This is a genomic window from Citrobacter sp. wls710 (genome assembly GCF_005281115.1).
Classification (GTDB): Bacteria; Pseudomonadota; Gammaproteobacteria; order Enterobacterales; family Enterobacteriaceae; genus Citrobacter; species Citrobacter werkmanii.
The window spans coordinates 1-15,637 of record NZ_SZXD01000024.1 but is presented as its reverse complement, the minus strand read 5'-3'; the positions used below and the strand labels follow the sequence as shown (position 1 = coordinate 15,637).

General features: G+C 52.0%; 14 protein-coding genes. 8 read left to right on the top strand and 6 right to left on the bottom strand.

Annotated elements, in window-relative coordinates:
* The first annotated feature begins 195 nt into the window (after window positions 1–195).
* The 5 genes from dps (at window position 196) to ybiO (ending at window position 5,682) form a co-directional block, all read left to right on the top strand.
* Window positions 196–699, top strand: a complete 504-nt coding sequence (gene dps, locus FDX14_RS07205) for a DNA starvation/stationary phase protection protein Dps (RefSeq protein WP_038639118.1) — start codon at window positions 196–198, stop codon at window positions 697–699.
* A 365-nt stretch (window positions 700–1,064) separates the two neighbouring features.
* Complete coding sequence (glnH, locus tag FDX14_RS07200; protein WP_038639115.1) at window positions 1,065–1,811, top strand: glutamine ABC transporter substrate-binding protein GlnH; 747 nt, start codon at window positions 1,065–1,067, stop codon at window positions 1,809–1,811.
* 137 nt (window positions 1,812–1,948) lie between these two features.
* On the top strand, window positions 1,949–2,608 hold the full coding sequence (glnP, locus tag FDX14_RS07195; RefSeq protein WP_006685364.1) for a glutamine ABC transporter permease GlnP: 660 nt from the start codon (window positions 1,949–1,951) through the stop codon (window positions 2,606–2,608).
* Window positions 2,605–3,327 carry a glutamine ABC transporter ATP-binding protein GlnQ gene (gene glnQ / locus FDX14_RS07190; protein WP_042309588.1) on the top strand — a complete coding sequence of 241 codons (723 nt, stop codon included), beginning with the start codon at window positions 2,605–2,607 and terminating at the stop codon, window positions 3,325–3,327. Before glnP ends, glnQ begins: the two co-directional genes overlap by 4 nt.
* Before the next feature lie 117 nt (window positions 3,328–3,444).
* On the top strand, window positions 3,445–5,682 hold the full coding sequence (gene ybiO, locus FDX14_RS07185) for a mechanosensitive channel protein (protein WP_079224874.1): 2,238 nt from the start codon (window positions 3,445–3,447) through the stop codon (window positions 5,680–5,682).
* Here the strand turns inward: ybiO and rlmF are convergent.
* Window positions 5,679–6,605, bottom strand: a complete 927-nt coding sequence (gene rlmF, locus FDX14_RS07180) for a 23S rRNA (adenine(1618)-N(6))-methyltransferase RlmF (RefSeq protein WP_137349273.1) — start codon at window positions 6,603–6,605, stop codon at window positions 5,679–5,681. The genes ybiO and rlmF overlap by 4 nt on opposite strands.
* Before the next feature lie 211 nt (window positions 6,606–6,816).
* On the opposite strand from rlmF, the gene mcbA reads away from it, so the two are divergent.
* The 3 genes from mcbA (at window position 6,817) to ybiJ (ending at window position 8,049) form a co-directional block, all read left to right on the top strand.
* Window positions 6,817–7,077, top strand: a complete 261-nt coding sequence (gene mcbA, locus FDX14_RS07175; protein WP_006685368.1) for a DUF1471 family periplasmic protein McbA — start codon at window positions 6,817–6,819, stop codon at window positions 7,075–7,077.
* Between the two features lie 143 nt (window positions 7,078–7,220).
* Window positions 7,221–7,487 (top strand): DksA/TraR family C4-type zinc finger protein, encoded by a 267-nt coding sequence (locus FDX14_RS07170; RefSeq protein WP_042309595.1) that lies wholly within the window; start codon window positions 7,221–7,223, stop codon window positions 7,485–7,487.
* Between the two features lie 301 nt (window positions 7,488–7,788).
* Complete coding sequence (gene ybiJ, locus FDX14_RS07165; RefSeq protein ID WP_006685371.1) at window positions 7,789–8,049, top strand: DUF1471 family protein YbiJ; 261 nt, start codon at window positions 7,789–7,791, stop codon at window positions 8,047–8,049.
* Window positions 8,050–8,146: 97 nt separating this feature from the next.
* On the opposite strand, the gene FDX14_RS07160 is transcribed toward ybiJ, so the two are convergent.
* The 5 genes from FDX14_RS07160 to FDX14_RS07140 all read right to left on the bottom strand — a co-directional run bounded on the left by FDX14_RS07160 (window position 8,147) and on the right by FDX14_RS07140 (window position 15,515).
* On the bottom strand, window positions 8,147–9,232 hold the full coding sequence (locus FDX14_RS07160; protein WP_137349272.1) for a malate/lactate/ureidoglycolate dehydrogenase: 1,086 nt from the start codon (window positions 9,230–9,232) through the stop codon (window positions 8,147–8,149).
* Between the two features lie 160 nt (window positions 9,233–9,392).
* Window positions 9,393–10,361 (bottom strand): DNA-binding protein YbiB, encoded by a 969-nt coding sequence (gene ybiB, locus FDX14_RS07155; protein ID WP_061381906.1) that lies wholly within the window; start codon window positions 10,359–10,361, stop codon window positions 9,393–9,395.
* 28 nt (window positions 10,362–10,389) lie between these two features.
* Complete coding sequence (gene dinG / locus FDX14_RS07150; protein ID WP_038639097.1) at window positions 10,390–12,540, bottom strand: ATP-dependent DNA helicase DinG; 2,151 nt, start codon at window positions 12,538–12,540, stop codon at window positions 10,390–10,392.
* A gap of 167 nt (window positions 12,541–12,707) precedes the next feature.
* Window positions 12,708–14,129, bottom strand: a complete 1,422-nt coding sequence (locus FDX14_RS07145) for a DASS family sodium-coupled anion symporter (protein WP_137349271.1) — start codon at window positions 14,127–14,129, stop codon at window positions 12,708–12,710.
* Window positions 14,130–14,162: 33 nt separating this feature from the next.
* Complete coding sequence (locus tag FDX14_RS07140; RefSeq protein ID WP_061381908.1) at window positions 14,163–15,515, bottom strand: class-II fumarase/aspartase family protein; 1,353 nt, start codon at window positions 15,513–15,515, stop codon at window positions 14,163–14,165.
* Window positions 15,516–15,637: the final 122 nt, after the last annotated feature.

Below are 15,637 nucleotides of genomic sequence, written 5' to 3'. Positions count from 1 at the left end.
TTTTTTACATTAACATAAAAATAACATTTCGTTGTAATGAAATCATGTATACCTATGATTTTATTAATTATTTTATTTCCATTCATCTCTTCACTATTAAAGCAATAGGTAACACCGGAAAAATAAATCCAAAATTAGCGCTATACTTATTCCCGTTGAAGAGTTGGGACATAAATATCAAGAGGATATGAAAATATGAGTACCGCAAAACTGGTAAAAACAAAAGCATCCGCCCTCGTTTATACTCGCAACGATGTGACAGACAGCGAAAAGAAAGCCACGGTAGAACTGCTGAATCAGCAAGTGATCCAGTTCATCGACCTGTCGTTGATCACTAAACAGGCTCACTGGAACATGCGCGGCGCGAACTTTATTGCTGTCCATGAAATGCTGGATGGCTTCCGTACTGCCCTGACCGATCATCTCGATACCATGGCTGAGCGCGCCGTACAGTTAGGCGGTGTGGCACTGGGTACGACCCAGGTCATTAACAGCAAAACGCCACTGAAAAGCTATCCGCTGGATATCCATAGCGTGCAGGACCACTTAAAAGAACTGGCCGATCGTTATGCAGTGGTCGCCAACAGCGTACGTAAAGCCATTAGCGAAGCAAAAGACGAAGATACAGCGGATATCTTCACCGCTGCGTCACGCGATCTCGACAAATTCCTGTGGTTTATCGAAGCCAACATTGAATAACAGCAGACATAAGAATTACCTATAAAACCCTCGCTCCGGCGGGGGTTTTGCACATTTATGGTGCATAACATTGATCATTCGTCACTCCAAAGTAAATTAATTGTAATAATCACCTCACACAATCGTTAACGAAAGATTGTTTTATCAACAATTTTTACGCTAAATAGTCATACCGTTTGCACCGTGTCAGGTACGCACCAAATGGGTGCCCCAAAATAGTGCAGATTTTCCGCTTTGCCCAACTTATTGTGCAGAGAAAAGAAATACCTTCTTTTTAAAACAATGAGTTGCAAAAGTGGCACGATTTTTTCATTAAGCCATATGTTCTCGCAGGGGATCGCCCCGTGGATATAAAAGGAAATCCTATGAAGTCTGTATTAAAAGTTTCACTGGCTGCACTTACCCTGGCTTTTGCGGTGTCCTCCCATGCCGCAGATAAGAAACTGGTTGTCGCAACTGACACCGCGTTTGTACCGTTCGAATTCAAACAGGGTGACAAATACGTTGGATTTGATGTGGATCTGTGGGCTGCCGTCGCCAAAGAATTGAAGCTGGATTATGAACTGAAACCAATGGATTTCAGCGGCATCATCCCGGCTCTGCAAACCAAAAACGTCGACCTGGCACTGGCGGGTATCACCATCACCGACGAGCGTAAAAAAGCGATCGACTTCTCTGACGGCTACTACAAAAGCGGTCTGTTAGTGATGGTCAAAGCGAATAATAACGACGTTAAAAGCGTGAAAGACCTGGATGGTAAAGTCGTTGCTGTGAAGAGCGGCACAGGTTCCGTTGATTACGCTAAAGCTAATATCAAAACCAAAGACCTGCGTCAGTTCCCGAATATCGATAACGCCTATATGGAACTGGGCACCAACCGCGCAGACGCCGTGCTGCATGACACGCCAAACATTCTTTATTTCATCAAAACCGCGGGTAACGGCCAGTTCAAAGCCGTAGGTGACTCGCTGGAAGCTCAACAATACGGTATCGCCTTCCCGAAAGGCAGCAATGACCTGCGTGAGAAAGTGAACGGCGCGCTGAAAACGCTGAAAGAGAACGGCACATATAACGAGATCTACAAAAAATGGTTCGGTACTGAACCTAAATAATAACTGGCAGTGATGCCCGGTGGCGCGATGCATACCGGGCCTTTCCCAGTATTTTTGAGACCTGTAAACCGGATAAGCACAGCACATCTGGCAAAACGGGCATTTGAATCTTTACACCACGGTAACAGGAACGACATATGCAGTTTGACTGGAGTGCCATCTGGCCCGCCATCCCGCTTCTAATTGAAGGCGCCAAAATGACCTTATGGATCTCGATCCTTGGTCTGGCTGGCGGTCTGGTAATCGGGCTTGCAGCAGGGTTTGCACGTACTTTCGGCGGTTGGATAGCCAACCACGTAGCGCTGGTGTTTATCGAAGTCATTCGTGGCACACCAATCGTTGTGCAAGTGATGTTTATCTACTTCGCCCTGCCAATGGCGTTTAACGATTTACGTATTGACCCCTTTAGCGCCGCCGTTGTCACCATCATGATCAACTCCGGTGCCTATATTGCGGAAATCACCCGCGGTGCGGTGCTCTCAATCCATAAAGGATTCAGCGAAGCCGGACTGGCGCTTGGGCTTTCACGCACTGAGACCATCCGTCACGTTATTTTGCCTCTCGCACTTCGTCGTATGCTGCCGCCGCTGGGCAACCAGTGGATCATCAGCATTAAAGATACCTCGCTGTTTATCGTCATTGGCGTCGCTGAACTGACCCGTCAGGGGCAGGAAATCATTGCCGGTAACTTCCGCGCACTGGAAATCTGGAGCGCCGTTGCGGTGTTCTATCTGATCATTACCCTGGTGCTGAGCTTCATTCTGCGTCGTCTGGAAAGAAGGATGAAAATCCTGTGATTGAATTTAAAAACGTTTCTAAGCACTTTGGCCCTACCCAGGTGCTGCACAATATTGATCTGAACATTAAGCAGGGCGAAGTCGTGGTCATCATCGGGCCGTCCGGTTCCGGTAAATCTACTCTGCTGCGCTGCATTAACAAGCTGGAAGAGATAACCTCTGGCGATCTGATCGTCGACGGTCTGAAAGTAAACGATCCCAAGGTCGATGAGCGGTTAATTCGCCAGGAAGCCGGGATGGTATTTCAGCAGTTCTACCTGTTCCCCCACCTGACGGCGCTGGAAAACGTCATGTTTGGACCGCAGCGCGTACGCGGGGCGAATAAAGAACAGGCAGAGAAGTTGGCGAAAGAATTACTGGCGAAGGTCGGCCTGGCCGAGCGTGCGCATCACTACCCTTCTGAACTGTCCGGTGGTCAACAACAGCGTGTGGCTATCGCCCGTGCACTGGCAGTGAAGCCGAAAATGATGCTGTTTGATGAACCAACCTCAGCGCTTGACCCTGAACTGCGCCACGAAGTTCTGAAAGTCATGCAGGATCTGGCGGAAGAAGGGATGACCATGGTGATTGTGACCCACGAGATCGGCTTTGCCGAAAAAGTGGCCTCACGTCTGATTTTCATTGATAAGGGACGTATTGCCGAAGACGGTAATCCGCAAGCCCTGATTGAAAATCCACCCAGCCAGCGTTTACAGGAATTCTTGCAGCACGTTTCCTGATGCGTTGACCTCCCTTCGCCCGAAGGGAGGTTTTCACCAGAATCCTCTCATTTCCATTCTCTTACGCTCTGGCATCTATACTTATCCTTTTGAATTTATTTTCTCATGGGAGGAGTCATGCGCTGGATCCTGTTGGTCTTCTTTTGTCTGCTGAGCATACCGTCTCACGCGGTGACGATACCCGGCGTCACAACCTCGACTTCAGCCGACCCGCAAGCCACCCCCGCAAAAGAGCCTGATGTTGAGCAAAAGAAAGCCGCTTACGCCGCGCTGGCTGACGTACTGGACAATGAAGCATCGCGCCAGGAGTTGATCGGTCAATTGCGCAAAGTCGCGGCAACGCCTCCTCCCGAGCCCGTGCCTGTAATTGTCCCCCCCACGCTAACTGAAGAAAAAACGGTGTTGGAAAACGTGACAGATGTCAGTCGTCACTATAGTGAAGTTCTTTCCGACCGATTTGCCCAGCTTTACCGCAACATCACCGACGCCCCGCATAAAACCTTTAACCCGCAAACCTTCACCAATGCCCTGACCCATTTTTTAATGCTGGCAGCGTCAGTGTTTGGGTTTTACTGGCTGATCCGCCTGTGCGCGCTGCCGCTGTATCGCAAAATGGGGCAATGGGCGCGACGGAAAAACCGCGAACGCAGCAACTGGCTACAGCTTCCGGCAATGATCGTCGGCGCATTTATTATCGATTTATTACTGCTGGCGCTGACGTTGTTTATAGGGCAGATTCTGAGCGATCGAATGAACGCCGGGAGCCGCACCATCGCTTTCCAGCAAAGCCTGTTCCTCAATGCCTTTGCGTTGATTGAGTTCTTCAAGGCGATTTTACGTCTGATATTTTGCCCGACGGTAGCGGAGCTACGCCCGTTTAACATTCAGGATGACGGTGCGCGCTACTGGAATCGCCGTTTGAGTTCATTAAGCAGCCTGATTGGTTACGGACTGATTGTTGCTGTTCCTATTATCTCAAATCAGGTCAACGTGCAGGTCGGTGCGATGGCAAACGTCATCATCATGCTGTGTATCACGCTATGGGCGCTGTATCTTATTTTTAGAAATAAGAAAGAGATCACACAGCATTTGCTCAATCTGGCGGAAAGATCGTTAGCCTTTTTCAGCCTGTTTATTCGCGCCTTCGCGCTGGTATGGCATTGGCTGGCCAGCGCTTACTTCATTGTGCTGTTTTTCTTCTCGCTGTTTGACCCTGGCAACAGTCTGAAATTCATGATGGGCGCAACGTTACGCAGCCTGGTGATTATCGGCATTGCCGCCTTTGTTTCCGGCATGCTTTCGCGTTGGATAGCCAAAACGATTACCCTGTCGCCACATACCCAGCGCAGCTATCCGGAATTACAAAAACGGTTGAATGGCTGGCTGTCGACGGCGTTAAGCGTGGCCCGGATCCTTACGGTGTGCGTCGCGGTGATGCTACTGCTCAATGCCTGGGGATTGTTCGACTTCTGGAACTGGCTGCATTACGGCGCCGGAGAAAAAACGGTGGATATCCTGATTCGTATCGCGCTGATTCTTTTCTTCTCCGCCATTGGCTGGACGATCCTTGCCAGCCTGATTGAAAATCGTCTGGCTTCCGATATTCACGGTCGCCCGTTGCCCAGTGCCCGTACCCGCACGCTGTTAACGCTGTTCCGCAATGCGCTGGCGGTGATTATCAGCACCATCACCATCATGATTGTGCTGTCCGAAATTGGCGTCAATATCGCCCCCTTGCTGGCCGGGGCCGGGGCGCTAGGGCTGGCGATCTCTTTTGGCTCGCAAACGCTGGTAAAAGACATTATCACCGGGATCTTCATTCAGTTCGAAAATGGTATGAACACCGGGGATTTAGTCACTATCGGTCCACTCACCGGTACGGTTGAAAGGATGTCCATTCGTTCTGTGGGGGTGCGTCAGGATACCGGGGCGTACCATATCATTCCCTGGTCATCGATAACCACCTTCGCCAACTTTGTGCGTGGCATTGGCTCGGTCGTCGCCAATTACGATGTCGATCGTCATGAGGATGCGGATAAAGCCAATCAGGCGTTGAAAGACGCTGTCGCTGAGCTGATGGAAAAGGACGATATTCGCGGGCTTATTATCGGCGAGCCGTCGTTTGCCGGGATCGTGGGGTTAACCAATACGGCTTTCACGCTACGGGTCTCATTTACGACCCTGCCGCTGAAACAGTGGACCGTACGTTTCGCGCTCGACAGCCAGGTGAAGAAACATTTCGATCTGGCCAACGTACGCGCCCCGGTACAGACGTATCAGGTCTTGCCTGCACCGGTGAATGGCCCTCCGTCGGCGGCAAGCGATCAACTGCCGCCAGGGGAGCCAACGCTTTAGCGCTTACGCGCCATAAAACGACGACGCTGATCGTTATCCATAAAGGTCCAGGCAATAAAGCGGCTCTGCTTTTGCCCCTGGGCCATCTCTTTTTTAACCACTTTCACCGCGCCCGCATCCGTTAATGCATGATACAGCGGAGGTAAATTCTCACCGCGCGAAACCAGCGTGGTAAACCACATCACCTGCCGACCAAAGGCCTGGCTTTCGGCGATCATTTTCTTGATGAACGCCACTTCGCCGCCTTCACACCACAACTCCTGCTGCTGTCCGCCAAAGTTCAGCGCATCATCTTTGTCCTGACCCAGATTACGACGCTTACGTTCGCTTCCGGCACGCGCAGAGGCCGCAGAATCATGGAATGGCGGGTTACATACAGTAGCTTCATACTGCTCGTTTTTATGAATGATACCGTTGAAGATTGACGCAGCATCTTTTTGTCGGCGCAAACGAATTGCGCGAGTTAACCCCGGATTGGCGTTAACGATCGCCTGAGCGCTGTGAAACGCTTCGCTACCGGTTTCGCTACCGGTGAATCGCCAGCCGTATTCATGCACGCCAATCAGCGGATAAATACAGTTGGCCCCTACTCCCACGTCCAGTACGCTCGCATTTGCCGGAATGGTTCCTGTCGTTTCACCTAACAGGTCGGCCAGATGGTGAATGTAGTCCGCACGACCAGGAACTGGCGGGCACAGAAAACCGTCTGGAATATCCCAGTTTTTCACCGCATAAAAATGCGCCAGCAGTGCTTTATTGAGCGCCTTCACTGCCTGCGGATTGGCGAAGTTAACGCTCTGCTCGCCGCCGGGCGTGAGGATGAGAAATTGCGTCAACTCGGGGGTAACCTGGCATAAAGTCGCAAGATCATAACGGCCATTGTGGCGGTTGCGTGGGTGTAATCCCGGTTTCTGGGGGGACATAGCATTCTCCTTTTAACAGCGGCGTAAGATACCCGCATAACGCCACGCGGTAAACACACTCATCAAGGAAATTTGATTCTTTATGCCTGTTTCACGCCGAATAAATCGTTCAAAAAATAGACGATTCATCATCAATTTTTTGCGGTAAATATCATCCGCAGGCGACCTAAACTTATCAGGCACCACCTGTTGTTTCTCAGAGGATATCACCATGAAGAAATGCCTCACATTACTTGCTGCTACCGTACTAACCGGTATGACGTTCGCGTCCTTTGCCGCACAGCCCAACACCAGCCCAGCAACCGGTCAGCTCCAGGCCTCCGGTACAGTATTCGCTACCGGAGCCTCTAACCTGAGCGATCTCGAAGACAAGCTGGCAGAGAAAGCAAAAGAGCAAGGCGCAAAAGGCTTTGTCGTTAACTCTGCGGGCGGTAAAAACCAGATGTACGGCAGCGCCACTATCTATAAGTAACCCACTTTACTCAGCCCAACTGCATTCGTCCCGAATGCAGTTTCCTGCACGAATGGTCCGAAATCTGATACCGCTGATGCGTGGTCGTTTTTCAGCCATCATATTCGCTATACTTATTCTGTAGACAATGACAGGAGGTACATATGGCATCCGGATGGGCAAATGACGACGCAGTTAACGAGCAGATCAACAATACTATTGAAGATGCTGTTGCCCGCGCCCGCGGTGAATTACCGACCGGGGAAAGTCTGTATGAATGCGAAGAATGCGGTAATCCTATCCCACAGGCCAGACGTGAGGCGGTTCCGGGCGTACGCTTATGCGTCGCCTGCCAGCAGGATAAAGATTCACATAAATTAGCATTTTCAGGATATAATCGCAGAGGTTCGAAAGACAGCCAGCTACGTTGACTCATCTTTACCAAAAGTTTCAGCGCAGACGATTTCCTTTACGAGCACGCTTTTTCGCATGCTGTGTAGCAAAATGTGCCGTTGCCGCTTTCTCTGTAAAGCGCAATGACAAGAACTGTAAATCCCTCTTTCGAATTTATTAATATTCAATAAGTTATTTGTCATTCAATTTTTTTGATTGATGCCGTCAATTCTATTCGATTTTCTCTCGCATAAAAAAACGTGATACTTCTCACATCGACGAAACAACGTCTTCTTACCAGAACACTGACTAACAGAACAAACCTGCGAGAGATTAATCATGAAAAATATCAAATTTGCCGTTGCCGCCATCGCCCTTTCTACCCTGTCATTTGGCGTTTTCGCTGCCGAGCCGGTTTCCTCCACTCAGGCACAAAGCATGAATAAAATTGGTGTAGTTTCTGCAGATGGCGCCACCACGCTGGATGGTCTGGAAGCAAAACTGGCTGAGAAAGCCGCCGCTGCCGGCGCAACGGGTTACAACATCACCTCCGCTGTCGGCAACGACAAAATGAGCGGCACCGCGGTTATCTATAAATAACCGAAAGATTACCTGTACGACCCAATGCTCCAACCCTCATTGACCCTGTTTGTTACCCTTTGTTTGCCCGTCCGCCACTGGACGGGCTTTTTTTTGCCTACTGTTCCAACCGTTGACGAAACTCTCGTAACACGGTGTCGGACATCCCTATTTGCCGCGCCGCTTCGCAAATTGCCTGCCAGCTTCCGGCATCCAGCGGAATACCTTGTTCCAGCCGTTCCTCACGAGTATTCACCTCCCACTCCCCTGGCAACAGGATCGGAGCGTCATCGGCATGCGGGGACGATTTTACCCACTCAGCAAATGCCGCGACCTGGTTATCGCAGTCCGGCGCGCCGAACAGTTCCGGGTTCATAATGATGGTAGTCATGCAGTTAATGATGGCGTCCGCACTGGTCTGCAGGCTCTCCTCATGTGTGGTTTTACCACCAGAAAGCGCGCCGCCCATAATTTCGCACATCGCCGCCAGCGCATAACCCTTGTGTTGAGCGAAGGTCAGCAACGAACCCAGCGGAGAGACCTGCATCACAGCAGGATCGGTGGTCGGCGCTCCCTCGGCATCAATCAGACATCCCGGAGCCACAGGTTCCCCCTTATGCCATGCCACACGGGTTTTGCCAAAGGCGATGGCGCTGGTTGCATAGTCCAGCAACAGCGGGAAGGTATTTTTACGCGGAAAAACGACGCAGAAAGGGTTGGTGCCAAAACGACTATCGCGACCGTGGAACGGTGCGACCATCGGGATACCCACCACATTCACAAAGTGTACTGAGACAAAACCTGCCGCCGCACATTGTTCCGCCCAGTAACCAATGCGTCCGATATGGTGCGAATTGTGTAACGCCACGGCGGCGATACCGTACTGGCGCGCTTTTTCAATCCCAAGCGTCATTGCCTCGTGCGCCGCCACCTGACCAAATGCGCAATCGCCATCAAGCGTAATCACCGCTCCCGCATCTTTTACCACTTTGGCATGACGGTTGATCTGCAGATGTCCCTGCGAGAAGGAGCGAATATAGCTTGGGATCATGCCGATACCGTGGGAGTCGTGCCCGGCGAGGTTAGAGGCAATCAGATGGTCGGCCACCAGTCGCGCTTCCTGCTCGTTACTCCCCATCTGGTGAAAAACGGCCTGAATGAAGGCTTGCAGCGTTGGCACATGGAAGCGATGTCCACTGTTCATTGTTATCTCCTGTTGTGTCGCGTGTTTGTTGTGTTTCTTATTTTTCAACAAACTATGCTGCGCCACGCCAGTCAGGAGGTCAATAAACGTGCAGAAATTTCACGTTGTTGCAAAGAATGAACCGACAGGCCTGGAAATGGCCTGTCGGGGAAACAAGAATTTAGAAGCTTTGCCCGACGCGAGCCAGACCTTCAGCCAGCGAGGAAGATTCGCCGGTTGCGACCAGGCAGCAGGCCATCTGTATTTTCAACGAGGCCGGAACAGGCTCGTTACCGGCCAGACAACGTTCAATCCAGCGCGCGGTAGTTTCCGGATCTTTTGCCACTGGCAGCGGTACCGGCTCGTCGGGCATCTCACTCTGACGCTCCTGCAACACTCGCACACCGGATGAATCGATCAGGCTTATCTGCGGGCAGCGCTGCGGGTTGGCATACACTTCGCCTTCGGTACCGTGCATCAACAAACCGCGACCACCAATGTCGCCAAAGAATTTCGCCACGCGCGATACGTATTCCGGATGCGACACGCTGGAAAGACGCAGCGCGGCATCTTCAGCAAACGGCGTAGCGAGTTTAGCCAGCGTATGCGCGCTGTTACGCACACCCATTCTCCAGCGCATCGCCAGCTGTTTCTCCAGCGGAGGACACAGCGCGCTCACCGGGATAAACACCGGCTCATGACCATCGAGTTTTGCCTGTGCCTGTCCCGCATGCCGCGTTGGCGTAATGCCCATCAGTTCGAAAATGGTTTCTGTCAGCACGCGGGTTGGATCTTCACTGACGCCGTGCACCACTACCGGAAAGCCCAGCTTGTGCAGTAAAATTGCCAGCAACGGAGTCAGATTCGCCTGCTTGCGTGCGCCATTATAGCTGGGAATAACAATAGGCATGGGTTTAGCAACCGGCGGCGTCAGGCGAATGGTATGGTTCTGCATCGCTTCGTAAAAGCCCAGCATCTCCGCTTCACCCTCGCCTTTAATACGTAGCGCAATCAGTACGCCGCCCATCTCAAGCTCCGGTACGTCGCCGTTCAGCATATGGGTATACAATCCGCGAGCAGTATCCTTATCCAGGTCACGCGCGTGATTTTTCCCTCGCCCAATCTCTTTGATGATTTTGCGGTAATCCATCGATAACTCCTTGCTGTTGCTCACATCGTTAACGCCTGCGGCGGCGCGTGGGTTTCGCTTTTTCTTTTGGTTTTACTATAACGTCTGGCACAGCAGGTTGCTCTATCGGAAATATGGGTAACGCATTCAGTAAACGCTTGCCGTAGTTTTTGGTCAATAAACGCTTGTCATAAATAACCACTTCCCCCCAGCAGCCGTGGCTACGGATGAGTCGCCCGACCTGCTGGATTAAATTAAACGATGCGGCCGGTAAACTCTGCACTTCGAAAGGATAACGATTCAGGCTTTTCAGCCATTCACCCTCGGTGATCACTACCGGGCTGTCGATTGGCGGAAAGGCGATTTTATGAATATGCACCTGCGTCAGCAGGTCGCCTTTCAAATCCAGACCTTCGGCAAAAGATTGCAGACCCACCAGCACGCTACGCTCACCGTTTTGTACCCGTTTGCGGTGTAGCTCCACCAGACGATAGCGCGGCTGATCGCCCTGGACCAGCAACAGCAGACGTAGATCGGCGACATGCTCAAGAAAACGCTGCATCGCCCGACCGCTGGCAAACAGCACCAGCATGCCCTGATGCTTTTTGCTTTCCAGCTGTTCGCGGAAATAGGCAGCCATTTCCGCAATATGCTGCTCTTCGTTCTCTATCAACGGTTCGTAGCGCATCTGCGGAATAACAATTTTGCCTTGCTCAACATGATTAAACGGAGAATCCAGCGCGACAAAGCGGTCACCGGCCTTTTCTTTCAGGCCGCTCATCTCCTGTAGACGCGAAAAGCTGTTGAGCGATCGCAGCGTGGCGGAGGTAACGATAATATGTGGTACGCTGCGCCACAGCAGTCTTTCCAGTTGATCGCTCACGCGGATCCCCACGCAGTGGAACCAGACATGGATCTGCCCGTCACGCACTTCACGCGTCGCCCATTTACTCACCGGAGCGCCTGACGACTGCGCCAGCGAGGCCAGCCGCCACAGCTTGCTTTGCGCTTCGAACATACCCAGCGCCCGGTTCATCTGTAAAATAACCCGATGCAGACGCACAATATCGTGGGTGCCGGTTTTTTCGCTGAGATCGTTGAGGAACAGTTCCGCCAGACCGCGCAGCATTTCCGTGAGCTTCGCCAGGCGCTGACAAATCTCCATCACTTCCGCTGGCAATTCCCCCATCGCAAAACGGTGTTCTGCTTCCTGGGTGGCGGGCATATACAGATTAAGAATATTGTTGAGCGATGAAATCAGTTCATACAGTTCTTCGCAGTGGCCGTTCAGACGCTCGGCATTTGCCAACGGCGGCGTGGTTTTGGGGCGAAACTGCTCCAGGCAGGTTGCCACTAACTTACAAAACAGATCCAACTGTAGTCGATACCAGGGGGCGCTGATTTCCGCACTCATCTCCAGCGCATCGCGTGCAACGTCCGGCAAGTGGTGTCCTTCATCAAGCACCAGCAGCAGGTTTTTCGGCTCCGGCAAAACAGCTTCACTTTCCATAGCGGCCATCACCAGCGCATGGTTGGCAACCACCACTTCGGCTTCCTGAATCTCCCGGCGGGCGACAAAAAAAGGACATTCACGATAATAATGACAATTACGATTCAGACAGCTGGCCTTATCGGTGCTCAGGCGTTGCCAGAGTCCGTCATCAATAGCGATATCCGTGTGATCGCGCAGCCCGTCCCATTTATAGGTGTCGAGGTCGCCTTTCAGCCTGGCGCAGCGCTTTTGTTCTTCCTGGTTATTTGGCGTCAGATCGTCGTCGAGAAAAGCCAGCAGATCCTGCTGATTGGGTTCAGTACTGGCAAGCGCCGCTAAGTTACGCGGGCAGACATAGCGCCCACGACCGAACGCGGCGGTAAAACGCAGGTCAGGAATAATTTTGCGCAGTAACGGCAGGTCTTTGCTGTAGATCTGATCCTGCAAAGCGACGTTGGCGGTACTAACCACCAGCGTTTTTTGTTCTTCACGGGCAATGGCGATTCCCGGAATTAAATAGGAGAGGGTTTTCCCCACCCCAGTCGGCGCTTCAATCGCCAGATGCCGCCCTTCTTCCCCGGAGAGCGTTTTCGCGACGTCAGCAATCATCTGCCGCTGCGGTGCCCGGGGGATAAAGTCGGGGATCTGTTCCTGAAGCGCCTTGTACCAGGCGGCGATTTGCGCTTTCAGCGCAGCCGTAAGTGCCATGAGAAAACCTGAAATACTGTATAAACAGCCACTATTGTGGCACATTTCAGGCGCTGGATGTACCTTTTTCCCTCATTCTGGAAAGCGCTTCGCAGCGTTGACTTAAATTGCCGGGAACCCTATACGGCCTACAGTCAGGTACATTGCAGGCCGAATAAACGTGTCGGTTAATAGTATCCCAGCAGCTTCCACCACAGCATACCCACGGCAAAAATGATAATGACATTTGCCGTCACCACACAGAGGTTGATTTTGTAAAAGCGCGGGCGTTCAAAATAACCCTGGGCAAAATAGATAGGGCCAGGTCCACCACCGTATTCCGTATTGCCCCACATCAGATTACTGAAGATACCAAAGCAAATCGCGACCATCATCGGCGGTGCGCCCGCAGCGATCGCCGTTGCCGCAAAAGGGGCATACAGCGCAGCCACGTGGCCGGTGGCGGTCGCAAAGAGGTAATGGACGTAAATATAGAGGATCCCCAGCAAAATAAAGGACTCTATCGCGCCAAATCCCTGAATACCGCTGCCCAGTTTTATCGTCATCCATTTAATAAAGCCCAGATCGGCAAGCCCGGTTGCCAGGCTAATAATGACGCTAAACCAGATCACCGTGTCCCACGCTGCATGGTCATTGAGCAGGCTTTTCCAGCTGACTGCGCCAGAGGCGAAAAGATAAGCAGCCAATCCCAGTCCAACCGAGGTTGCCGATAATCCCGTGATTAAGCTGGTGCCCCAGCCGACCAATGCCAACACGAAGCCAAACGCGACCTTTTTCTCATTACCGCTCATCGCACCGAGTTCACCGAGCGCCTGCTTGCCCATCGCTTTTGCCTCTGGCGTACGTTTAAGCTCAGGATCCAGCAACTTATAGACCAGAAGCGGCATCAAACAGAAACAGACCATCGCAGGAACAACAGCGGAAACAAACCACCCGCCCCAGGTTATCTCGACGCCTAATGAGGATTTAGCCAGACTCGCCACCAGCGGATTTGCCGCCATCCCGGTGAGGAATATCGCCCCGGTAATGGGCGTAAACTGAAAGCACACCATGGTTAAAAAATCACCAATACGCTTGCCGGTTACTCCCGGAGCCGAGCCTAATACGTCATTGATTGAACGAGTGATAGGGAAAATAATCCCTCCAGAACGGGCTGTAACTGACGGCATTGCCGGAGCCATAATCAGATCGGATACCCCCAGCGAGTAGGCGATACCTAGGCTACTGCCGCCAAATAGCGATAACATTTTATACGCAATACGTTTCCCAAGCCCAGAGGTGACAAACCCCAGAGAAAGAACATAGGCGCAGAAGATGAGCCATACTGTAACGGACGCAAACCCTGACAGCGCTTTCGCCTCTGGCAATGTCTTGGTAAAAATCACCACACAAAGCGCAATCAACATTACCGCCCCCGAAGGGAGCGGTTGGGTAAGAATAGCAGCAATGGTCGCGGCAAAAATAGCAAACATATGCCAGGCCTGAGGCGTCAGACCATCAGGTACGGGATAAAACCAAATCATCCCCCCAATCGCCAGCGGTATCAGGAACGCCAGAATGGATTTTCCCGCGACAGAATTCGTTGACATAAAAATATCCTTATTCCGTTAGCCCGAGAACCTTCATTTCTGCGACATATATTTGGCCAGCACCTGATCGACCATCGCGGGAGCCATTCCCAGGTAATTTGCCGGGTCGGTCAGTTTTTCAATCAATTGCGGATCCAGTCTTTCTGCAACGGATGGCATCGCATTCAGCACATCAGCCAATCGTCCACCTTGTTCGTTGACGATACGACAGGCGTCATACACCACGTCATGTGCATCCTGACGACCAATATACGGAGCCAACCCCATCATGACCGCTTCAGCCACAATCAATCCATTAGTCATGCCGAGGTTACGTTTCATCGCCTCTTCATCGACCACCAGCCCCGCCAGCATAAAATTGGCCTGATGCAATGCCCCCGCGCTGAGCACGAAACTTTCTGGGATAGCAATCCATTCGGCATGCCACGGCCCGGTTGCACGCTCCAGATCTTGCACCATCGCATCAAGCATCAACCCTGCCTGTTGGCGAACGCCTTTGGCACAGGCCAGCATCAGCTCGCTGGAAATAGGGTTGCGTTTCTGCGGCATGGTACTGCTGGCGCCACGCCCTTTAACAAACGGCTCATACAGTTCGCCAAACTCATTTGCTGCCAGCAGCATTACGTCGTAGGCAATCTTGCCCAGCGACCCGGTAATCACCGCTAACAGGTTCACCGCTTCGGCAAAACCATCACGCGCGACGTGCCAGGTGGATGTTGGGACATTTAGCCCAAGCTCTTCCATCATCGCTTTTTGTACCGCCAGCCCTTTATCCCCCAGCGATGCCAGCGTACCGGCCGCTCCCGCAAATTCGCCGACCAATACACGAGGACGCGCCTGGGAAAGACGTTCCGCGTGGCGTTCAAACATATCCAGCCAGATGGCCGCTTTGTAGCCGAATGTCACGGGCAAAGCCTGTTGTAAATGGGTTCTCCCGGCCATCGGCGTATCACGGTAGCGGCGTGAAAGATCGGCCAGCGTGGCGCGGAGTTTGTCCATATCGGACTCAATGAGCGCAAAAGCATCACGAATTTGCAGAACCACTGCGGTGTCCATAATGTCCTGAGTGGTGGCCCCCCAGTGCACATAACCGCCGGACTCGCCTGCCTGTTTAGAAATCTGGTGCACCAGCGGTAGGATCGGATAACCCACAATTTCGGTTTCATGGCGCAATAAATCAAAATCGAGCGTGTCAGCATTACATTTTTCTGCAATTTCCTGCGCCGCAGCCTCGGGTATCACACCACAGCGTGCCTGGGCTTTGGCTAATGCCACTTCCACTTCCACGTATTTGCGCACCAGCTCGCGATCGTCAAACACAGCGCGCATCGCCGGTGTGCCGAAAGAGTCCCTGAACAGAACAGAATCAAGTACATTCGAAGCCATAAATCCCCCTGGAAAATCTGATAATGATAAGATGCGTGTTTACGGCAGTTTGTTGGATATTCAAATGCCGCCACAATGTCCAGACATAAACAAATGTCCGTACATTTAAATGTACGGACATT